Annotated in this window: 20 protein-coding genes; 16 read left to right on the top strand and 4 right to left on the bottom strand. The window is 42.7% G+C overall.

Annotation, left to right across the window (positions count from 1 at the left end):
* Positions 1–16: 16 nt before the first annotated feature.
* From J2Z28_RS12990 to J2Z28_RS12970, 5 genes are all read left to right on the top strand, one after another.
* A complete protein-coding gene (locus J2Z28_RS12990) occupies positions 17–787 on the top strand; it encodes an AAC(3) family N-acetyltransferase (RefSeq protein WP_211082826.1) in 771 nt (256 codons plus the stop codon).
* 336 nt (positions 788–1,123) lie between these two features.
* Positions 1,124–2,818, top strand: coding sequence for a histidine kinase N-terminal 7TM domain-containing diguanylate cyclase (locus J2Z28_RS31670; protein WP_211082825.1), 1,695 nt, complete (start codon positions 1,124–1,126; stop codon positions 2,816–2,818).
* A gap of 122 nt (positions 2,819–2,940) precedes the next feature.
* Positions 2,941–4,053, top strand: a complete 1,113-nt coding sequence (locus tag J2Z28_RS12980) for a DUF262 domain-containing protein (protein ID WP_211082824.1) — start codon at positions 2,941–2,943, stop codon at positions 4,051–4,053.
* Positions 4,043–4,720: an MAE_28990/MAE_18760 family HEPN-like nuclease gene (locus J2Z28_RS12975; RefSeq protein ID WP_211082823.1), complete on the top strand. Its 678-nt coding sequence runs from the start codon at positions 4,043–4,045 to the stop codon at positions 4,718–4,720. The genes J2Z28_RS12980 and J2Z28_RS12975 overlap by 11 nt, the downstream gene beginning before the upstream one ends.
* Positions 4,721–4,846: 126 nt before the next feature.
* A complete protein-coding gene (locus J2Z28_RS12970) occupies positions 4,847–6,355 on the top strand; it encodes an Eco57I restriction-modification methylase domain-containing protein (protein WP_211082822.1) in 1,509 nt (502 codons plus the stop codon).
* An 83-nt stretch (positions 6,356–6,438) separates the two neighbouring features.
* Here the strand turns inward: J2Z28_RS12970 and J2Z28_RS12965 are convergent, their stop codons facing one another.
* Complete coding sequence (locus J2Z28_RS12965; RefSeq protein ID WP_211082821.1) at positions 6,439–6,786, bottom strand: helix-turn-helix domain-containing protein; 348 nt, start codon at positions 6,784–6,786, stop codon at positions 6,439–6,441.
* Between the two features lie 197 nt (positions 6,787–6,983).
* On the opposite strand from J2Z28_RS12965, the gene J2Z28_RS12960 reads away from it, so the two are divergent.
* Both J2Z28_RS12960 and J2Z28_RS12955 read left to right on the top strand, forming a co-directional pair.
* Positions 6,984–7,787 (top strand): DNA-binding protein, encoded by an 804-nt coding sequence (locus tag J2Z28_RS12960; RefSeq protein WP_211082820.1) that lies wholly within the window; start codon positions 6,984–6,986, stop codon positions 7,785–7,787.
* Between the two features lie 116 nt (positions 7,788–7,903).
* Positions 7,904–8,626 carry an NPCBM/NEW2 domain-containing protein gene (locus J2Z28_RS12955; RefSeq protein WP_211082819.1) on the top strand — a complete coding sequence of 241 codons (723 nt, stop codon included), beginning with the start codon at positions 7,904–7,906 and terminating at the stop codon, positions 8,624–8,626.
* An 83-nt stretch (positions 8,627–8,709) separates the two neighbouring features.
* Here the strand turns inward: J2Z28_RS12955 and J2Z28_RS12950 are convergent, their stop codons facing one another.
* Positions 8,710–9,168 carry a hypothetical protein gene (locus tag J2Z28_RS12950; RefSeq protein ID WP_211082818.1) on the bottom strand — a complete coding sequence of 153 codons (459 nt, stop codon included), beginning with the start codon at positions 9,166–9,168 and terminating at the stop codon, positions 8,710–8,712.
* A 15-nt stretch (positions 9,169–9,183) separates the two neighbouring features.
* Positions 9,184–10,341 carry a WXG100 family type VII secretion target gene (locus tag J2Z28_RS12945; protein WP_211082817.1) on the bottom strand — a complete coding sequence of 386 codons (1,158 nt, stop codon included), beginning with the start codon at positions 10,339–10,341 and terminating at the stop codon, positions 9,184–9,186.
* 192 nt (positions 10,342–10,533) lie between these two features.
* Here J2Z28_RS12945 and J2Z28_RS12940 point away from each other — a divergent pair, with 192 nt between their 5' ends.
* On the top strand, positions 10,534–11,079 hold the full coding sequence (locus tag J2Z28_RS12940) for a hypothetical protein (protein WP_211082816.1): 546 nt from the start codon (positions 10,534–10,536) through the stop codon (positions 11,077–11,079).
* A 94-nt stretch (positions 11,080–11,173) separates the two neighbouring features.
* Here the strand turns inward: J2Z28_RS12940 and J2Z28_RS12935 are convergent, their stop codons facing one another.
* A complete protein-coding gene (locus tag J2Z28_RS12935; protein ID WP_211082815.1) occupies positions 11,174–11,599 on the bottom strand; it encodes a hypothetical protein in 426 nt (141 codons plus the stop codon).
* Positions 11,600–11,810: 211 nt separating this feature from the next.
* On the opposite strand from J2Z28_RS12935, the gene J2Z28_RS31180 reads away from it, so the two are divergent.
* The 8 genes from J2Z28_RS31180 to J2Z28_RS12895 all read left to right on the top strand — a co-directional run bounded on the left by J2Z28_RS31180 (position 11,811) and on the right by J2Z28_RS12895 (position 20,177).
* Positions 11,811–12,473 carry a polymorphic toxin type 28 domain-containing protein gene (locus J2Z28_RS31180; RefSeq protein WP_244988264.1) on the top strand — a complete coding sequence of 221 codons (663 nt, stop codon included), beginning with the start codon at positions 11,811–11,813 and terminating at the stop codon, positions 12,471–12,473.
* The gene (locus tag J2Z28_RS12925) at positions 12,474–12,881 is read left to right on the top strand and encodes a contact-dependent growth inhibition system immunity protein (protein WP_211082814.1); all 408 of its coding nucleotides are present in this window, start codon (positions 12,474–12,476) and stop codon (positions 12,879–12,881) included.
* Between the two features lie 301 nt (positions 12,882–13,182).
* The gene (nikA, locus tag J2Z28_RS12920) at positions 13,183–14,733 is read left to right on the top strand and encodes a nickel ABC transporter substrate-binding protein (RefSeq protein ID WP_211082813.1); all 1,551 of its coding nucleotides are present in this window, start codon (positions 13,183–13,185) and stop codon (positions 14,731–14,733) included.
* A complete protein-coding gene (gene nikB / locus J2Z28_RS12915; protein WP_211082812.1) occupies positions 14,733–15,680 on the top strand; it encodes a nickel ABC transporter permease in 948 nt (315 codons plus the stop codon). Before nikA ends, nikB begins: the two co-directional genes overlap by 1 nt.
* Positions 15,677–16,531 (top strand): nickel transporter permease, encoded by an 855-nt coding sequence (nikC, locus tag J2Z28_RS12910; RefSeq protein ID WP_036611792.1) that lies wholly within the window; start codon positions 15,677–15,679, stop codon positions 16,529–16,531. The genes nikB and nikC overlap by 4 nt, the downstream gene beginning before the upstream one ends.
* Positions 16,528–17,328, top strand: coding sequence for an ABC transporter ATP-binding protein (locus tag J2Z28_RS12905; RefSeq protein WP_211082811.1), 801 nt, complete (start codon positions 16,528–16,530; stop codon positions 17,326–17,328). The genes nikC and J2Z28_RS12905 overlap by 4 nt, the downstream gene beginning before the upstream one ends.
* Positions 17,325–18,293 (top strand): ABC transporter ATP-binding protein, encoded by a 969-nt coding sequence (locus J2Z28_RS12900; protein WP_342357499.1) that lies wholly within the window; start codon positions 17,325–17,327, stop codon positions 18,291–18,293. The genes J2Z28_RS12905 and J2Z28_RS12900 overlap by 4 nt, the downstream gene beginning before the upstream one ends.
* A gap of 378 nt (positions 18,294–18,671) precedes the next feature.
* Entirely contained in the window at positions 18,672–20,177 is a 1,506-nt protein-coding gene (locus J2Z28_RS12895) for a malate:quinone oxidoreductase (RefSeq protein WP_036671812.1), read from the top strand.
* The last annotated feature ends 122 nt before the right edge of the window (positions 20,178–20,299 follow it).

The raw sequence follows: 20,299 nt of genomic DNA, 5'->3' as shown, positions 1-20,299 counted from the left end.
GAGAAGGGGTAGAAACATGCAAACGGTCAAAAGCTTAATGAAAAAATTGGAGCAGCTTGGAATCGACAAGCAAGGGACATTGCTCATTCACTCTTCCATGAAAAGTATAGGCGAGGTTGAAGGTGGAGCAGACACAGTGTTGGATGCCTTTAGCGACTATATGAAAGAGGGATTGTTGGTGCTTCCCACGCATACGTGGTCTACCATTAATGCGGATAACCCAGTGTTCCACGTGGAAAATTCTACCTGTTGCGTGGGCATTCTGCCTGAACTTTTTCGTAAACGTCCGGGCGTAGTTCGTTCGTGGCACCCAACGCATTCGGTAGCAGCACTGGGACGGGACGCAGAGGCATTTACGAAGGATGATCATCTCTTCGATACACCGTGTGCGAGAGGTTCAGCATGGGGGAAACTGTTAGATCGGAAAGCGACGATCTTGTTAGTAGGCGTTGACTTGAAGCGGAATACATTTATCCACGGGGTCGAAGAGTGGGTGGACATCCCTGGCAGAATGACAGACGAGCATGAGATGCTGTATACAGTTTTACCGGATGGAAGTCAGATTTCAGTACCATCCCGCAGACATTGTGGGTTGCCATGGTCGGAGCATTTCTGGAAAGTAGATGAGGTATTGGTTCGCGAAGGTGCGATGCGTAAAGGAATGCTCGGTGATGCGGTCGTAAGAGTGTGTGATGCGGCTAAGACAGCAGAGGTAATTACGGAGATGCTCAAGCATAACCCCGATCTATTCACGGACAATCTCCCTCTGGATGAAGTAAACGAATGATGTAAGGGCCGTCCGATAGCCGGATGGCTCAATATGAATCACATGACAATGCCCAAATATCTCCCGAGCAGATGATCTTCCTCTCCTGTTTGTACTCTAAACCTTCAAAAGCATTCATAAATAATCAGAAATAGATCAGCATTTCGATCAGAGGTTGGTCGGACTTCCAGTGTATGGGCTACTCACCCTTATGGTGGTGTGATAAGATATGGTTAAATTAACCAATAAGTGTGGCGTAGCAGAATTGTATAGGTGTTTATTGAAGTTATATATAAGTATCACATAGAATCATGAACAACCACGTTGTCATTGTAGCATCTAAGAAGGAGAAGATTCGTGAACCCATTAGTATGGTATGATCTCTTTTTATTCGTCCTATTGTTCGGTGTAGGTGTATATGTGTTTGCTACGGTTAGAATTACGAACTTACATAAGGTGTACTTTTTGTTTCACGGGTTGATGATGCTCTGGCCTTTCTGCCAATTTGCGAGTACGCTCACGGACGATTCCGGTCTGCAGTTGTTCTATGTGACGTTATCTTTCGTCGCGGTCTCCTTGCTTGGGAGCGGGTGGCTTCTACTGACGATCTTTATTACCGGCTATTCAGAGCGTTTGAGTGCAAAAGGAACGTTCCTGCTATTTGTCCCTGCGGTGATCGGGGCTATAGGTGTAGTCGCAAATCCATGGAATGAGTTCGTCATCCCACTGGAGGGTGGATACATCGAGCGGGCTTACGGGCCTTGGTTCTGGGTTGTGATGGTTATTCTGGTGAGTTATTTCTTGGCGTCCCTCGTCGTCCTGTTCCGGGCGGTGTATTCATCGCAGACGTCTGCGATGATCAAAAAACAGGTGAGGATCACCCTGTGGGGCATCTTTGTCTTGGCTGTTTTTGCAACCATTGATGCGATCCTAAATGTCGTTCTAGCCCGCTGGTTGCCGATCATTCCTGGCATGACTTCGCTGGGGATCTTTCTGTCGGACCTGTTCTTCGTCTATGTGATCAAAAGATACAATGTGTTCGATCTGGTCTCCATCGCGCATGAGGACGTGATCAATACTATTCCATATGGCATCCTGGTACTGGATGAGAATGAAGTCATTGTTGAAGCGAACAAAGCCTCTCGATCCTTTATGGATCTGCATGTGGGGGATTCTTTTGATATGGAAGCCTTTCTGAAGTCTGTTCATGTTGTGGGCAGCTGTCGGGAGTTCGTGAATCACTATAAGAAAAAAGAAAATACCCTCTCTCACATTGAAGTGATCGTGGAGCGGGACAACAATATCCGGCACTATATCCTGCAATCTTCTCCGATTGTGGATTCGGCTCTTGTGCCGATCGGTCATATCCTCACGTTCCAGGATGTCTCGCAGGAGCGTTTCTACGTGAAAGAGATGAATCGCCAGAACGTAACGCTTCAGGAGCGAAATCAGGCGCTAGACTTGATCCGTCAGGAGTTATCCGAGGCCAATCGCAAACTGGAGGAACTCGCCTTGACGGACAGTTTAACCAACTGTTACAACCGTCGTTATCTGACCCAACATCTAAATCACGAGGTCATTACCAATATTCAATACAAAACACCATTCTCACTCCTGCTGCTTGATATCGACTACTTCAAAGCGATCAATGATCGCTATGGACATGTCATCGGGGATGAAGTGCTCGTCCGCACAGCGGAGGCCGTCAAACAGTCCATTCGCAGTACGGATATCCTGACGCGTTATGGCGGGGAAGAGTTCATGATCTACCTTCCGCATACGGAGCATGATCTGGCGAACCAGATCGCGGAGCGCGTGAGAACAGCTGTGGAGTCCAACCACATCATGGTGGATCACGAGATTATGCAGGTGTCCATTACGATTAGCATTGGCATTCTTTCCTTTGAGGACTTTGAAGTGGAGCATGTGCCGGACAATCCGGAGGGGTATTTGACTCAACTGTTCGCTGCGGTGGATAAGGCGTTGTATCAGGCGAAGCAGAATGGGCGGAACAGAGTGGAGTTTGCGGAGTTTGAGCGGGGAGTTGTTTAGGAGAATTCATGCATAAACTGTATTTTTAGTTGCTTAAAAACTGCCGGAGTTATTATTTTAAATAATTATGGCAATTTAATAGCCAGGTTTGGCATAATACTAATTAGAATGGGAGTGATAAAATGAGTTTAGAAAAGGAAATAGAAGCAAGTATTAATGAAATTAAAACAGACTCTTATAGTATGTCTATTGGAGAAGTTTCTAATTTGTACAAAGAAGGGGATTTGGAGATCTTTCCTGAATACCAGAGATATTTTAGATGGGGAATAAATCAAAAGTCCGATTTAATTGAATCTATTATTCTGGGTATTCCTATACCGCCAATATTCGTAGCGCAAGAAGCTTCAGGAAAGTGGGATGTAATTGATGGACTCCAAAGAATTAGTACAATTCTAGAGTTTATGGGGATACTAAAAAAGAAGGATAATACTGAGTTATATTCTCCAAGTAAGATGATAAAAACAAAGTTTCTTCCTTCTCTTGATGGTAAGTACTGGGATCAAAAAGATGATGAAGTAAACAGTCTGAGTGCGGACATAAGAAGGAAATTTAAAAGAAGTAAGCTAGACTTTATTATCATTGATGGGACAGTTAACCCTAAAGCAAAGTATGAAATGTTCCAGAGGTTGAACACAAATAGTTCTTCGCTGACTTATCAGGAAGTTAGAAATTGTTTAATGCTTATGATTAACCCAGAGTATTTCAAAGCAGTAACTAGACTTTCAGAGAGTGTAATATTTAAAGAAGTTACAAATTTATCGTCAAAAAACAAAGTTGAACAGTACGACAAAGAACTAGTGGTTAGATATCTCATAGCTCGATCGGTTGACGTAGAAGAAATTAATTTACAAAATGATATTGGAAACTATTTAACAGAAGAGTTAATAAATCTTATGGAAAAAGATTCTTTTAATTTAGAAAGATATTCAAAAGATTTTAATGAAGCTATTAATTTACTGAATGATGCTTTATCTGAAAAGGCATTTAAAAAATTCAATAAAGATAAAAATGGAATATTTGAAGGTGGCTTCTCTTTAAGTATGTATGAATCCATTTTAGTGGGACTAAGTGAAAATATCAGTAATTGGAGAGATAAGTCTAAACTTATAGAAGTAATTCAAAATATACCGTATGACGAAAGATTTATACACGCTACCTCTAGAGGTAAGCGAGCTATTGCAAGATTTCAAGAATTAACTCTTCTGTCAAAGGATTTATTCGGAAATGAAGATTAAAGATCTTGAAAAGCTCGAAGAGAAAATAGACAGAGATTTTTCTTGGCGAAAAGTAGAATTATTACAAATTAAAATGGCAATTGAGAAAAATAATGTATCACTTTCTAAAAAGACATTAGTTCGTAGTGGGATTGCTTTACTATGTGCTCACTGGGAAGGTTTTATTAGAAGTGTTTCGAATTATTATGTTGTATATATATGTTGCCAGAAGATTCAAAGCAAATATCTTAAAGAAAACTTTTTGGCTTTTAAGATTAAGCAGGACGTTAGAAAAAGTGGGGAATCATCGAAAAACTCTGTTCACACAAAATTTTTATTGAGAATAGTAGACCTTCAAGAAGAGATATTTTCGATAAGGTTCAGTGACATACCTGAAAAAAGAATTATCAATACTGATTCCAACCTTAGTTTTGAATTATTTGATGAGATATTAAAAAGTATAGGCTTAGAAAATATTTATGAGACTAAACGAAATTATATAGACAATGAGATGTTAAAGTATAGGCATGAGATAGTTCATGGTGAGAGTTACAGAGATACTGAATACGATTTTACAGAAGTGTATGATCAAGTGATGTCTATAATGGAGAGCTTTAAATTCCAAGTAATTGAAGCAGCTGAAGAAAAAAAATACTTAAAACAAATAGAGAATAGCAACATTATTTAGCATATGTTTTAACAATATTTTAAGGCCTAAACTTTTTTAGAGTTTAGGCCTCTTTTGCTGGAATCAGTAATTCATTTAAAGAAACCTCTTTATCCATTATAATAATTGATTATGGGGGTATAATTAATGGAAACAAAATTTTTGGAAGAAATAGACAGTAACTCGGAGGAAGTATCTATAAAAAGATTAAATAATGCTAATAGAGATGCTAATGAACAATTTTTCACTCCGGTGAGCGTGGGACTTTATATGAGTTCAATGTTTAAGCCGATAATAAAATCCACAATATATTTTTTGGACCCTGGAGCAGGGGTGGGTAATTTAACTGCTTCATTTATAGCGAGTATCTATAACTGGGCTAAGAAACCTAAAGTTATAATAGCTGTACTTTATGAGATAGATGATAGTTTATTACCAGAATTGAGAAGAAGTATGGATTATTGCGTTGATTTTTGTAAAAATATGGACGTTGAGTTAAGAGTGGTAATTAAGAATGAGGATTTTATAAAGATTTCAGCTGAGGCTCTTAAAGAGAATAAGGAAATCACTAAATATGACTATATCATTTTGAATCCACCATATAAGAAATTAGGAGTTTCGTCATTATATAAAAAGCTGACATTAGATATTAATATAGATGTTTCAAACTATTATGCAGCTTTTGTAGCTTTGTCTCTTAAGTTACTTAAGAAAAAATCACAATTGATCTCCATAACACCTCGAAGTTTTTGTAATGGACTGCACTTTAAAGCTTTCAGGAAGATTATTTTGGAAAGTGCTAAAATTGAAAAACTTCATAAATTCAAATTTAGAAATGATATATTTAATGATGTTTTACAAGAAACCCTAATTATGTTTCTAACTAATAATAAACAGAAAGCCTCAGATAAGGTAGAGATAATTGAGAGTAACAATGATGATTTCTCGAATTTAGTTAAAGCTAGAAAAGAATTTTCAGATGTTGTATTTCCAAATGATAACGAAAATATTATAAGAATAATCAAAGAAGAAGACACTAAAATTGTAGATACAATGCACAAAATGCCTTGTAGAATAGAGGAGCTGGGTATAAACGTATCTACCGGACCGGTAGTAGATTTTCGCGAAAAGCTAGGTTTGCTTTCATATGAAGGTGATCTACTTTCCATCCCAATTATATATCCTGAAAACTTTGGGGAGGGGTTTATAATTTGGCCTATAGTAGGAAGGAAACCCGGACATCTAAAGGAAGACTCTTCCAATTTTAATAGATTAAGACCCAGTGGCTTTTATGTTTTAGTTAAAAGATTCAGTTCACCGGAAGAAAAAAGACGTGTTGTGGCATCAGTGTATGATCCTTTTAAAGTCAGGTCTCAATATGTTGCTTTCGATAATAAACTAAATTATTTTCATGTAGAAAAATCTGGATTGGGTGGTTTGAATATTGCTAAGGGTTTATCACTCTATTTAAACTCATCACTTGTAGATCATTATTTTAGAACCTTTAGTGGCAGTACTCAAGTTAATGTGAGTGACCTCAAGGGACTGAAATATCCAACTGTGGATAATATGGAAATATTAGGTGAGTCATATGGAGATATACTACCTTCACAAAAACAGATAGATATTACAGTTAGAGATCTAGTTCTACAATAGGAATTTTCATTAAAAAACTGCAATTTTATTTGCAGTTTTTTTGTATTGTTTATTTAACTTCAAAAATATTTTACTGGAAATATCTATTTTTGGAACACTTGATTTAATTCATTAACTATTTTCTTCATGGAGGTAACTTGCGTAGAAGTAAGTCCAATAATTATATTAGTATATTGGTCAATGGCATCATAGCGTGCTTTCTCTTCTTCGTTTATTTCATGCTGATTATAAAATAGGTATGAAACAGGAATGTTCAATCCTACAATGATTTTTTCCAATGTATCAACTGAAAAATTTCTTTCTCCACGTTCTACAGATCCGATGTAAGCATCATCTAAACCTGAAAGCTCCGCAAGTTGCTGTTGTGTTAACCCCTTAGCTTTCCGAATTGCTCTAATCCGTTCTCCAACCGAATTCCGTAATTTTGTCATATTAACCACCTCTCCTAAAGGTTAGGAGAGTATCGATGTAATTAGCAGGGATATAAAGGCGGTAAAATACATTGAAAAAACTGCTTTAAAGTATTATATTAAATTTATTGTACTACTTCTTTGGAGTTTCTAAAAGAAAAAGATAAATGGCTTTACTTAATACCCAGCCTTACAGCTAAATAGAAGGAGGATCCAATTTGCGGAAATCTATCCTAAAATCACTTAAACCGGACGTCATCGTTGAAATGTTGGACATGGCTGTGGCTTTTGAAAATTGGAACAAGGTGATGGAGAGGGCGGACATGTTATATCAATGTGTGCAGTCTATCCATGAAGAGCGGCAGGATTATCAGTCAAAGGGAATGCCTACACCACATGTATACATCGAGCGGCCCTTGGTCTACTATTATGGGTTCAGTCACCTAATGCGGGGTATGGCTCACCAGAAGATGGGACAGGTAGATCAGGCGCGAGCAAGTATCGATCAGTATGCAGAACTGGGGTGGATGGAGGATCTGGATGAGGTAGATATGCAGGTGGTGCAGGAGTTCAGGCATAAGGCACATGTGAATCGGTATGTTCTTGAGATTGAAGCCGGGCAGGTGCAACTGCTGGAGGAGTTTGTGAACTTTTTGCTTGAGCATCTGGAGGAAGGTTTGGCAGGTCTGAAAGTGATTACGGAAGCAGCAGTGCGGCATAGATGGCAGATTGATCGTGTTTTGCATGTGTTCGAGGATCAGATACAGGGCGATGGAACAGAAATGAATTCTTCAAACAACGACGATATATACCATTACTGTTATCAGCGGGCTTTGTATGAACAGTGGATGGGAAGACCACAGGAGGCCGTGGAATTCATTTTGCAGGCGATTCGGTTAGCGGATAAGCTTGGGATGGATCGGTATTTTATAAGGTGCACAGCATTGTTGGAATCATTGCGGGAAGAGGCGACAGCGGAGCAGATTGGGCGGTATCGGGTGATGCTGGAGGGGATGAAGTAGATTAACGAATAAAGCTAGTGTCTCATCTAACAACAATACTATATACAACGGCCTCCTTTTTGGGTATTATTGGAATGCTTATCAAGAATTCAATATACCCAAAAAGGAGAAAAGACATGAAAGACAAAGTTAAAGGTTTAGTTATAGGTGTATTAATAGGTTCATTATTAACAGGAGCAACAGCTTTTGCAGGAACTAATACTAAGATTAGTGTAGTTATGGAGAACGTTAAGATGATGTTCAACGGAGTACATAAGAGCACAACCCAATCAATCGTGTATAACGGTAATTTGTACGTACCTGCCAAAACGGCAGCCCAAACCATGGGTGAATCTTTTACGTATGACGGAAAGAGCAAAACAGCCTCATTCGGTACTAAATCTGGAACATTTAAGTATTTAGATGAAGTTTCCTACGCTAGAATAGATGGTATTGTTGATAGAGTTTATTTTAAGAATTGGGAGAACCCTAAAGGATTGAAATTTACTATAGCAAATCAAAAGTATCTTCACGGTATTGGAACGATACTAGATAATTATACTTACACTAAAGACGAATTATTGTCTGTAGATTATAACTTAAATGGTGGCTATAAGAAATTAACTGGGTTTATCGGAATTGATGATTATACACGAAATTCTATAAACGCAGGTTCCATTGTAATAAAAGGTGATGGGGAAGAATTATTTAGGAAAGATGAAATGAAGGGCGGAGACATGCCTGAAAGCATTAATGTTGATGTTACAGGTGTTTTAAAACTTCAGATTATTTTTGAATCAGCTTTAGATAAAGGGGAACAAATCGATATTGTTCTTGGCGAAGCTAAGTTAATTAAGTAACATTTGTCATAATAATGCGAAGAGGCCTGCCTTTCGATCCTATAAGATCGTAGACAGGCCTTTGCTTTAATCCGGATCTGTACTTAGTCACGATCAGGAAGAATGGGCTTTCTATTTTCTAAATTAAACCAGTTCTCAACATGATCACTTAAGGATGGTATATCACTGATACCTTTTTCGCATATTTCGTTATATTTTTCGCCTAAAATCTCCTTTAGGTTATGATTTTTCTTATATTCATCTGTTAATCTTGCCTGATATGCTTCTAATGGTTCCAAACTGTAATTTTGGTTTCGAGTCTCAAGACCAAGATACAACTTCCATTGTAACTCTCCCTGAAAAGCTTCTATACAATCTGTTAATTCATTATACAAATCTCCTGCATTATGAAATCTGAAGTGAAATCCAGGGACTCTATTATAGATATCCTCTTCGGCGTACATATTGTATCTTACCCATTCGTAAGTAGATAGTTTGGATAAACTGTATGCTACTAAATTAGACGGATCAACATCTTTTTTATCCATAGTGTAAATGTTCATTACTTAACTCTCTCCTCATTCATCGAGATTCTTAACTGAAACCTTTAGGTTACCATCATTTTGTGTTCCTATATTTTTTAAATAAACATCTTTAGGTATAGGATTATCACTATATCTGGGATCATAAACATATTTTCCATCAGAATATACGGTATGGTAGTCAAACTTTTCCTTCACTCCATATTCGTAGACTTCTATACTTCCATACTTCTCTGAAGAACGTAGTGTGATTATCTCTCCTTTGCCATTGGCTGCATTGGCTAGGTCTTCCGCTATCTCTGAGCAGTCATAGTTAAGGTCATCTCGGTACTTTGCAGACTTATCCAACATTTCTTGGTGTACAGCAGGAGTTCCTGTATAAGAGGATGAATTATCATTGGATGACTCACGCTCAAGTTCTTTATTTCTATTATCTCCCCCACCAGAATCCGTATGGGGCGAGTGATGCTGTTTGCCATCAATGGACTTAATCCCGACTTTTCTACCGAAGATTCCGAGGAGCATAGAAGTTGTGATATTTGCTGCGTACTCTGCTCCGCCTTCTTGCTTCATTTTATCGAACTCAGCTGCAATATGCTTTTCTGCCTGTTCTCGGGTATCTCCGTTATCCCACGCATAGTTCCAACTAAAGGCGATTCCGCTCCTTATGTCGGTAACTGTACCAATGGTATTATCATACAAGAAGTTACCCGCAGTATCTAATGGATGTTCGATAAGGTCTTTACCTAATTGCAGGGCAGAGTCACCAATCGCTAATATATTTTCTCCGGCCTGATTGAAAAAGGCATCTACATGTTCCTCAACGCTTCGTTTAGGAGGGGGATCATTTGGGCCGCAAACAAGATCATTAGTACGAGGTGTGCCCGGATGGGCCTGATACTCTAGTAACGCAGAGATGTTAACCATAGTGGAATCGGTATCCACAAAGCGTTCCCGGATTTGTTCCAAACGAAGAGATATTGTATGAAGTAGCTCCAGAGTGGTATTCAGGTTTTTCTCTGCATAACGGTATAAGTGGGCAAAGCGCTCGGCTGTCTCGCCTTCAAAACCGTCGAGTAGGGGAGTAAGTTGGCTGTTTAATCTAGCCAGAGTTTGTTGCAAGTGCCCGTGTCCTACCTTAAACACGCCAATCGTGTGTGTCATTTGATCCACAGGGATCTGTATCTTTGTCATCGTCTCAATCCTCAGTTCTTGATCTATACTATATTTTAATCCATGTTAGATGCTGTTTGTGAGGACCTATAGTTCTATTTGTTTGTACCCATTCTCCTTAAATTCTCAAACGGAGGTGTATTTTTTGTGCCCAAGTCAGTATAGTACACATATATATAAAATTATTATTTTAATAGATTAGGGTGTTCAAATATGTTCACTATTTCATTTAAAGCAATTGATAACTTTGATGAAATTAAACAAATGTCTGCAAAGCGGTTTGATCTAACGAAACAAGATATCGAGGGAAGTATTGAATTGGACTTTAACGGAAGTAAGTACGGTATGTTCTTTGACGATTGTCCATTTGGTAATGAAAGACTTATTAGATGGTTTGTGGACTTACTGACTATAGTCCAGAAGATTAGAATACATCAATATGTTGCTTATCGAATTCCTGATAGCGCTAATTTGTGGCTTGAGTTTAAACAGCAGGGAGTGGAACTACAAGTTAGTTTAGTAGAAGATATTGATCGGGAAGTTATTCTGGACTTATTTATTACTGAACCAAATGAGGAATTTAGATACTCAAATTGGAATGGTGTTAATGTAAGTTCGACATCCTTTACAGAAGAAATTATGAAAAATGCACATCAGTTTCTAGATTTTGTTACTGAATTGAATCCTGACATACTGCAGAGTACGAGTATTCAAATACTTCAGGAAAAGTTAACCGATGTAAAGCGATTGACTTCATAGAGAACCTACTTTGCTGAAAATGTGGATTACGAAGGATGATTCTAAATCGAACTGTTGGGTATGTATTACTTTGAATACAGGCTATATGACACTCTTATTCTATGGCATCATAAAGTTCCGACAATCGGTCAGCCAATTCCAACTGCGGCTCTATTGGCTGATGATTCATATGGGTAGGTGTCATGTACAGCACTTCTTTTCCCTGCTCAAACATTGTGACATGGAACAAAACCCCTGTAGCATCTTCTTCGTCCGGATCAAGTACAATTTTTAAATCGCGTACCTTTTCAATCCATTCCTGAATCAGCACTTGATCTGTAGTTACTTTTTTAGTACCATCACTGCCACTCATCATTTCAATAGAATCAACCTGTGTAATATCGCCAGGATAAAAGGTGTGTAATTTCTTCGGTACTTTACTTACTCCGACTTGATCGGGCTTCATAGAACTTTGGCAACCGCTAAGAATCAGGATCATAACTGTAGTAATCATTAAGACGATAAATGAATATCTTCTCATGGAACTCCCCCTCTTTAGTCCCTAGACGAATTTTGTATTTGGAATGTTCCGCATAAGCTCTATTCTGTTTAATCCTTAAAGTACATTGAGGTTACTGGTCACATTTGCTAGAAGACTACGAAACAGGATGCCTGTCAACGAGAATGGTGTTGCAGATCAGGCTGCTCTTCAGGCTTATCAGAGGGATTAGGGAAATCTAGACTTTAATCGCATGCAAGCTGTGAACGTTGAACCGCCTGGAGAAGATATTTTTGCGTTACAGATCAAGGCGTTTGAGATGGGGATTCATCCTACGACAGGAGAGCCTGTATCCGATAAGTATGCTCAGATGATGGTGACCTCTCTGAAGTTTAGTCAGATATTCATGGCGATTCAGATGGTTCGTGGGAGTATGCCGGGACGTTCAGGACCATTTAAAACGTCATCATCTGGTTTGGCATCTAAGATTCAGAATAATATAAAGAAAGCTGAATCGGAAGCCAAAATGGTTAATAAGCCAGCGGAGAGAGCAGTTGAGGGAACACCAAACTCTCCTATTGTCGAGGAACTTTCTAGAGCGCAACAAAGGAACCTTACAACATTAGATAATATAGTTGATAAGCATCTTACTGAGATGGATTTTTCCGGTACTTTACGTGATTTGCAAGGAAACCCAGTGCCGAACAAAAAAACAGGCGGGTATTGGAATCATTTACAAGAGATGCAGGACTCATACAAAGGATTAAGTAAAATAAAACGCGGATTAGAAGGTTCTCTACAGAACCCTAATCTATCGCCTTCACTGAAAGGTACATTGAAGGAAGCATTGGACAAGGCCAATACTAATTTGAAAAAAATCGAGGATTTATTTGAACCATTTGGAGGAATAAAATAAATGAGTAAATTAATTAAAGAAATATATTCAATAGATCAAAATATCCAGACTGATAACTCTGATTCACCTTTGGATCATTGGTACGATAGACTTATAAATAAGAAAGTGGATGAGCTTGACTTAGAAGATGTTAGTAGAATGTTGGGCCAACATGTATTTATAGATCTTGGTATAGAAAAGGCTATAGAAATTTTATCAGAAGATCCCCTTGCTGGGGAGATGTATGATGGACATCTGTTGAAGCTTCTTTGTTCTATTGAAACGAATAATTTCAGAGACTTATTACAACTGAAAAAATTACTCCAGACTATCAAGAGTAATCTTTCTCAGTTCGAATGGGCTGATGAAGAAGATCAGGAAGAGTACGCTGAGTTATTAGAACGTTTTCTGAAGAAGGTTAGCCTTTAAAATTGTGATAACAACATCGAGGTTACTGGTCACATCTGCTGGAAGCCTACGAAACTGGGTTGTAACTCTTCTAGAATTTTTGGATGGTTCTACCTGCAAACAATCCCGGATCGCAAAGGAAATAATCTATAATCAAGCCCTCATATGTAACAAAAAACATGAAGAATCCGCTCTCATCCGAGAGTCGGATTTTTTCTCGTTTCACCACCAATATAACTCTTGTCAAAACGTAATCATTACGATATGATAATACTCATTGTTTAGATCATAATGATTACGATTAAGAGAGAGGGGCATTACCTTGAATAAAAAGACGCCACTGCTAGCGCTGGTCTCCTTGGCCTTGAGCGCTGGACTGTTGAGCGCCTGCGGATCATCTGAGTCCAGTCCCGCTGCGCAACCATCCACCGATAATAAAAATGTTCACTTCCTATATAACTTCTCCACCAGTTCGCTAGATCCACATGTGGATTCCAGCTATGTGCCGCTGCGCGCGGGCATTACGGAAACGCTGGTTCGTCTCGATGAAGAGAACCTGACGGTTGCTCCATGGCTCGCCGAGAGCTGGGAGAGCGAAGACGGGCAGCATTGGATGATCGACCTGCGAGATGATGTGACCTTCCAGAACGGCAAGCCAATGACGGGTGAATCCGTTAAGGCATCCCTTGAGCGGGCACTGGAAGAGAATGTAGCCATCCAGAACGCGCTGAAGATTGATACGATTGAAGCCGAGGGCGACAAATTGGAGATCACTACAACTCAGCCGTTCCCGGAGTTCGCTTCGGAACTGGTGAACCCCAACACGGCGATTATCGACGTGAGTGAGCCGGACATTGTGAACAAGCCCATTGGTACGGGCCCGTTCAAACTGACCTCTTTTACCCCAGGCAGCAAGCTGGAACTGGATCGCTATGATGAATATTGGGACGGAGCATCGCCTCTGGATTCCATCACGTTCTCATTCAATGAAGATGCCAATGCCCGTACACTAGCGCTCAAATCTGGGCAGGTAGATATCGTATACCGTCCAGAAGTTGAAAGCCTCGAATCGCTCAAAGCGATGGACGGCATGACGGTTGAGTCCACATCGACATTCCGCGTGCATCAGCTAACGATGAACATGCAGCGGGAGAGTATGAAGGACCTCAATGTTCGTCGTGCACTGGACGCGCTGATTGACCGTCAGGGTATCGTCGACACGATTCTGCTCGGCTATGGCGAAGCAGCTATCGGACCGTTCCTGCCATCGCTGCCATTTGCACCAACCTATACGGATACAGCAACGGAATCCGGAGCTGATGTCGCTGTAAACTATCTCAACGAAGCAGGGTACACGCAGCAAAACGGCGTGATGACCAAGGATGGCAAACCATTGCAGCTGACGTTGCTGACATATTCAGCTCGTGCCGATCTACCACTAATCGCTCAAGTGTTCCAGTCTGATGCGAAGAAGATCGGTATCGACGTGCAGATTCGCCAGATTGACACGCCAGAAGATTATATGGCATCCAACCGTGACTGGGATATTGCGACGTACAGTAATTTGACAGCTCCTCGTGGGGATGCAGGCTATTACCTGAATGCGACGTACCACCCTAAGGGTGCTCTTAACTTCAGTGGATCGGAAGATCCGGAACTGACCAAGATCATCGACGAATTGAATCTCACAGTTGCACCGGAGAAGCGCGCAGAGCTTGCCGAGAAGGCAGCCAACTACGTGCATGATAACGTACTGAACTCATTCGTGCTGCATCCAGGTACGATCGTTGCCTATAACGGCAAGAAGATCAAGAACTGGGTTACCACTCGCAGTGAATATTACATGATTACCAATAAGCTGGATGTGATGTAATGTTTCGCATTTTGCTTCGGAAGTTCCTTGAAGTATTTATCTTTCTGTTGTTCATTATGTTTGTGAGCTTTCTGTTCATTCGTCTGGCTCCCGGTGACCCGGTACTGACGATCCTGAATGTGGACGAACTGTCCGTTAGTCAGGAGCAGGTCGAAGCTGTACGCGAGGAGATGGGCTTCAATGATTCGCTTCCTGTCCAGTTCGGCAACTGGTTGCTCGATTTTGTTCGTCTCGACTTCGGTGAATCGTATTCAACAGGCCAGCCCGTCATGCAGACCCTGATGCGTGCGCTGCCTGCTACGGCTGAACTGACGATTGGCGCACTGCTGGTCATGCTTGTTATAGCTATCCCGCTCGGCTCGCTATCAGCACTCCATCGTGGCAGTTGGATTGACCGCGGCAGCCGGATGCTCTCCATTGTGGGTGCGGCGGTGCCAAGCTTCTGGCTGGGTCTAATCCTGATCGATATGTTCGGCGTACGCTTTGGCAATCTGCCGACCATGGGCCGGGATGGATTCACCTCACTTATTCTGCCATCTCTGACGCTGGGACTTGCCATCTCCAGCGTTTATGTGCGTCTTTTGCGTTCCAGCCTGCTAGATTCACTAAGTCAGGAGTTCGTTCGGTCCGCCAGGGCAAGAGGGTTATCTGAAGGCCGGATCTTCATGCTTCACGCGTTCCGGCACAGTCTGCCGCCTGTCATTACGGTATTTGGCGTCAGTCTCGGCAGCCTGATTGGCGGAGTTGTCGTGATTGAAGTGTTATTCGCTTATCCGGGTATTGGCAAGCTTGTCGTTGATGCCATCCGCCAGCGTGATTATCCACTGATCCAGGGTTACATCCTGATCATGGCTATTGTGGTATTCCTCGTGAATACGGCAGTTGATCTGTCTTATCGTTATTTGAATCCCGAAATGAAACTGAAGGAAAAGGAGGCCCACCGATGAAAACCATACCCCTGCCCATTCCACCTACAAAATCTAAAAAACATAGCTGGCAGGCGATCGTTGGTTTGCTATTTGCCCTGCTGGTCATCGCGGCCTCCGTATATGCCTTTTTAGTTCTGAAACATGATCATACCTTAACCGATCTGCGCGGACGATTGCAGGGTGCAAGTGCTCTCCATCCGTTCGGCACCGACCATCTGGGCCGCGATGTACTGACACGTCTGCTGCTTGGCGGCGGCCAAACACTGGGTTATAGTCTGCTGGCACTCGGTGCTGCATTGCTGATTGGCATTCCGTTTGGTTTGATCGCGGGTTACAAACGTGGCTGGGTCGATAAGCTGTTCATGCGCATCGCTGATGCTTTTCTCGCTTTCCCTGATACCATCGTCGCGATTGTGCTCAGTGGCCTGCTTGGGGCGGGAATCGGTAATCTGGTATTGGCGATCGTGATCGTAAAGTGGGTCAGCTATGCCCGTCTTGTTCGAAGTACGGTTTTATCGGAGTCACAAAAGGATTACATTCGCATCGCCCGGACCAACGGATTGTCTGACGGTCGAATCATGAGAAAACATCTGCTTCCACATATCGCAGGTCATGTGCTCGTATTAGCCAGTCTTGATCTGGGCAAAATTATCCTGCTCATCTCTTCCTTGTCCTACATCGGCCTTGGCGCACAGCCGCCAACACCTGAATGGGGTGCGATGCTGAATGACTCACGGCCTTATTTCCAGTCTCGGCCAGAGCTGATGATCTATCCGGGTCTTGCCATTGTCTCGGTAGTGCTGCTTGCCAACATGCTGGGCGACTATCTAAGAGACCGGTTTGACGTGAAGAAAGAGGTGCAGCCATGATTCTCTCCATTGAGGAACTGAGTATCTCCAGTCGGGATCGTACGATTGTAGATCAAGTCTCTCTGGCTGTTCGCGAAGGCGAGTTCATTGCATTGGTTGGACAGAGTGGTAGTGGCAAAAGCTTGCTCTCGCAAGCGATTGGTCGTCTGCTGCCGCCCAACCTGCATGCGTCGGGGCGAGTCATGTTCGAAGGTAGCAACCTGCTCGAACGGAAGCCGAAGGAGATGCGTGCCCTGCGGGGAAGCCGAATCTCGTATATTTTTCAAGACTATCAGGGAGCATTTACACCCTTTCGTAGTATTGGTGGGCACTTTGATGAATACCAGAAGGTACATGGGGAAAAGTCTTCTGCTATCCGCAAGAAACGAGCGGAGGAAGCGCTGGAATCGGTTGGCCTTGGCGCTGAATTGCTGCGCCGCTACCCGTTCCAGTTGAGCGGTGGACAGCTTCAGCGGGCCTCTATTGCCACCTCGCTGATGCTCTCACCTCGTCTGCTGATCGCTGACGAAGCGACAACGGCACTGGACAGTGTGTCTGGGCATCGCGTGTTGGAACTGCTGGCACGCAAACAAGCGGAGACGGGATGTGCCATTTTGTTTATCACGCATGATTGGCGCCATGTACGTCGCTATGCCAACCGCTTGGCTGTGATGAAGGAAGGGCAGATCGTCGAATCTGGCGGGAAACATCGCATTCTTGATCATCCCCAACATGAATATACGCGCCAGCTGATTGATGCGGCTCCCGTTCTGAGTCGCTCACTGAAGTCGGGCTTGAAGGAGGCAGGAACCGAATGAAGACAACCGCAGATGATGAACGCCGTGGACTCGTGCAGTCCGAAGAATCTGGTGTGCGAAGCCACGATTTTGCTAGAGACTTAAACCATGAAGACACAGACAATGCAGTCATAAATACTACAGATACAGATGATGTAGTTACAGATGCGGATATAGATACCGCTGTAGCAGAGACTGCTTCACCGCTCAGCATCTCCGGCGACCCTGTGCTTCACGTGGAACATCTCAGCCGAACGTATGCAGGTGCAGACCGACCGGCTGTGAATGATATTTCCTTCACTCTGAACCACGGCGAATGCCTTGGCCTGGTTGGCGAGAGCGGCTGTGGCAAGAGTACACTCGCACGCTGTCTGTTGAGGATCGAAGATGCAGATGCAGGCTCGATTACACTGGGTGGACAGGATATTGCGCGGCTGAGCGGCCGACGGTTGCGGCAACATCGCCGGAAGATTCAGATTGTTTTCCAGAATCCAATGGCAGCACTAAACCCGAAGCTAAAGATTGCCGATTCACTAATCGATCCGTACGAACAACTTGGACGGAACGCCGAGCTGTCCCACTTTACCTACACATCGAAGGATGCTTACGTCCAAAAGCTACTTGAAGCGGTAGAGCTTCCGAGCGATTTGGCTGGACGATACCCCCATGAGCTAAGTGGTGGACAGCGCCAGCGGGTCACGATCGCACGTGCTATTGGCATTGAACCGGACGTTGTTGTTCTGGATGAACCGACAGCCAGCCTGGACGTGATCTCGCAAGGAGCAGTTTTGCAGTTGCTCACCGATCTCCGCACATCGCTTGGTCTTTCATACGTGTTCATCTCGCATGATCTGGCTGCAGTACATCGCATGAGCCAGCGCATCATCGTTATGCGGGAAGGTCAGATCGTTGACCGCTTTGGCGCAGAAGCGTTGTTCGCTGAAGAACGCCATCCGTATACGAAAGAATTAATTTCGATCTTCTGAGTACTCCCGGAGACGCCGGGGGTGGTAATCGTTAATTTATATATGAAGCCGCCTTACGAAGAGATTCGAGAGCGGCTTTTAGTGCATCCATTTGATCACCCAAGTCCCCCTAAAACCGGGTTCCTTTCTTTGTTTTGAACAAATATATCTTTCAGGCCTATAACCGGGCTAACGTTCCGATGTAAACTAGCGTATACTGATGGAATAGCAAATATCTTGAAATTGCATATTTAAATTGCTCTATATTATTGATACACTAGATCAAGGTTATAATCATTCAGAGAAGGTGCGATCCCGTTCAAGAATGGGCTTGCTGCAAATGCCAAATCGATAACGCTTACATCCTTTTGGCAAATATAGGATATAAGGACGGTAGACATGAGCCAGGGACAAACGAGTACAGATGTTATCTTGATTGGTGCCGGAATTATGAGTGCAACTTTGGGAACTTTGCTAAAAGAATTGGCACCAGACTGGAATATTAAGGTTTTCGAAAAGCTAGCCACTGCAGGAGAGGAAAGCTCCAACGAATGGAATAATGCCGGAACAGGGCATGCTGCATTGTGCGAACTTAACTATACCGTTGAACGACCAGACGGAACCGTAGATATTAGCAAAGCGATTAAAGTGAATGAACAATTTCAGATCTCAAAGCAATTTTGGTCCTATCTCGTCAATAGCCGTCTGATTCGTAATCCGCGGGACTTCATTATGCCGATACCTCATTTGAGTTATGTACACGGAGAGAGCAATGTCCAGTTTTTGAAAAGACGTTATGACTCCTTGTCGAATCACCCGTTGTTCGCAGGCATGGAATTCTCGGATGACAAGAAAGAGCTGGCGAAATGGATGCCGCTGATGATGAAAGATCGTACCAGTAATGAACCTGTTGCAGCGACCAAAATTGACTCCGGTACGGACGTTAACTTTGGTGCTTTAACGCGTATGCTGATCAAACATTTGAAGGAACAACAAGTGGGCGTCCACTACCAACATAGCGTGAAGAATATGAAACGCACCAGCGATGGACAATGGGAATTATCCGTGAAAAACCTGAAGAGTGGTGCAGTCGAACGCCATAAGGCAAAATTCGTCTTCATCGGCGCGGGCGGCGGAAGTCTGCATTTGCTCCAGAAGACGGGCATTCCGGAAGGTAAACATATCGGTGGATTCCCGGTCAGTGGGATCTTTATGGTGTGCAAAAATCAAAAAGTCGTGGAACAGCATCATGCCAAAGTATACGGCAAGGCTTCGGTAGGAGCTCCGCCGATGTCGGTTCCGCATCTGGATACTCGATTTATCGACAATAAAAAGTCGCTGTTATTCGGGCCGTTTGCCGGGTTCTCGCCGAAGTTCCTGAAGACGGGTTCCAATGCCGACTTAATCACGTCTGTTAAGATGCACAATCTGCTTACGATGCTCGCAGCAGGTGTCAAAGAAATCTCTTTGACCAAATATCTGATCCAACAACTAATGTTATCCAAAGAACAACGTATGGCAGAATTGCGTGACTTTGTTCCGGGTGCCAAGAGCGAGGATTGGGATATGGTTCTGGCGGGGCAGCGTGTGCAGGTGATCAAGGATACCGTCCAGGGTGGCAAGGGTACGCTCCAATTTGGTACGGAAGTGGTCACGTCTGCAGATGGAACGATTGCGGCTCTGCTAGGTGCATCACCGGGTGCATCCACGGCAGTTCAGGTCATGCTTGAGATTCTTCAGCGGTGTTTCCCGCAGCATATGGAGGCATGGGAGCCAAAGATCAAGGAAATGATTCCTTCCTACGGCATATCCCTTGTGGAGAATCTGGATCTCCTCAAAGAGGTTCATTCTTCAACAGCCAAGGCGCTGGGGTTATCGGATGAAAAACATGTCATGCACGTATAACGTTTAGCTTATCGTGTTAGATCATAATGAAGTCATAGAAAAGAGAGCTAAGCCGGGACGAAACCCGTGCTTAGCTCTCTTTTGGTTTATTTGGTACATCAGAACCTGAACTTGAGCGTGGA

The sequence above is a fragment of the Paenibacillus xylanexedens genome (genome assembly GCF_017874615.1).
GTDB lineage: Bacteria > Bacillota > Bacilli > Paenibacillales > Paenibacillaceae > Paenibacillus > Paenibacillus xylanexedens.
This window is presented reverse-complemented; position numbering and strand designations above follow the sequence as displayed.

What these genes read in the sequence shown, in the direction of transcription:
- J2Z28_RS12990 (WP_211082826.1), top strand. Translation starts at nt 17, where the DNA reads ATGCAAACGGTCAAAAGCTTAATGAAAAAATTGGAGCAGCTTGGAATC.
- J2Z28_RS12980 (WP_211082824.1), top strand. Translation starts at nt 2,941, where the DNA reads ATGAGTTTAGAAAAGGAAATAGAAGCAAGTATTAATGAAATTAAAACA.
- J2Z28_RS12975 (WP_211082823.1), top strand. Translation starts at nt 4,043, where the DNA reads ATGAAGATTAAAGATCTTGAAAAGCTCGAAGAGAAAATAGACAGAGAT.
- J2Z28_RS12970 (WP_211082822.1), top strand. Translation starts at nt 4,847, where the DNA reads ATGGAAACAAAATTTTTGGAAGAAATAGACAGTAACTCGGAGGAAGTA.
- J2Z28_RS12965 (WP_211082821.1), bottom strand. Translation starts at nt 6,786, where the DNA reads ATGACAAAATTACGGAATTCGGTTGGAGAACGGATTAGAGCAATTCGG.
- J2Z28_RS12955 (WP_211082819.1), top strand. Translation starts at nt 7,904, where the DNA reads ATGAAAGACAAAGTTAAAGGTTTAGTTATAGGTGTATTAATAGGTTCA.
- J2Z28_RS12950 (WP_211082818.1), bottom strand. Translation starts at nt 9,168, where the DNA reads ATGAACATTTACACTATGGATAAAAAAGATGTTGATCCGTCTAATTTA.
- J2Z28_RS12945 (WP_211082817.1), bottom strand. Translation starts at nt 10,341, where the DNA reads ATGACAAAGATACAGATCCCTGTGGATCAAATGACACACACGATTGGC.
- J2Z28_RS12940 (WP_211082816.1), top strand. Translation starts at nt 10,534, where the DNA reads ATGTTCACTATTTCATTTAAAGCAATTGATAACTTTGATGAAATTAAA.
- J2Z28_RS12935 (WP_211082815.1), bottom strand. Translation starts at nt 11,599, where the DNA reads ATGAGAAGATATTCATTTATCGTCTTAATGATTACTACAGTTATGATC.
- J2Z28_RS31180 (WP_244988264.1), top strand. Translation starts at nt 11,811, where the DNA reads ATGCAAGCTGTGAACGTTGAACCGCCTGGAGAAGATATTTTTGCGTTA.
- J2Z28_RS12925 (WP_211082814.1), top strand. Translation starts at nt 12,474, where the DNA reads ATGAGTAAATTAATTAAAGAAATATATTCAATAGATCAAAATATCCAG.
- nikB (WP_211082812.1), top strand. Translation starts at nt 14,733, where the DNA reads ATGTTTCGCATTTTGCTTCGGAAGTTCCTTGAAGTATTTATCTTTCTG.
- nikC (WP_036611792.1), top strand. Translation starts at nt 15,677, where the DNA reads ATGAAAACCATACCCCTGCCCATTCCACCTACAAAATCTAAAAAACAT.
- J2Z28_RS12905 (WP_211082811.1), top strand. Translation starts at nt 16,528, where the DNA reads ATGATTCTCTCCATTGAGGAACTGAGTATCTCCAGTCGGGATCGTACG.
- J2Z28_RS12900 (WP_342357499.1), top strand. Translation starts at nt 17,325, where the DNA reads ATGAAGACAACCGCAGATGATGAACGCCGTGGACTCGTGCAGTCCGAA.
- J2Z28_RS12895 (WP_036671812.1), top strand. Translation starts at nt 18,672, where the DNA reads ATGAGCCAGGGACAAACGAGTACAGATGTTATCTTGATTGGTGCCGGA.